The sequence below is a fragment of the Flavobacterium xizangense genome, assembly GCF_054075145.1.
In genome coordinates this window covers 1-268 of record NZ_JBSIPG010000124.1, presented here as the reverse complement: position 1 = coordinate 268, position 268 = coordinate 1, and the positions used below count along the sequence as shown (strand labels likewise).

Sequence of the window (268 nt, the reverse complement as noted above, 5' to 3'; positions counted from 1 at the left end):
ATCACACTACGGATACATTGCCTTAGAACAGCGCATCATGTCGCTGCTGAACGAAACAGCCGAGACCCGTTATAATAATCTTGTAAAAAAATTTCCTCATCTGGTTCACCGAGTACCTAAAAAACTTCTGGCTTCTTACTTAGGGATGACAAGGGAGACACTGAGTAGGCTTAAAGGATAGCAGGTGTGATTTAGGTCACTTTAAAATATTGATATGCCTCATCTTTCAGCATTCTTAATTGTTTAAAATTTGTAAAGTTAATTTTAA

At 36.9% G+C, this 268-nt stretch carries 1 pseudogene; it reads left to right on the top strand.

Annotation, left to right across the window (positions count from 1 at the left end):
• Positions 1-181 (top strand): annotated as a pseudogene (locus ACWA1B_RS22775) (Crp/Fnr family transcriptional regulator); the annotation flags it as partial.
• Between the last annotated feature and the right edge of the window lie 87 nt (positions 182-268).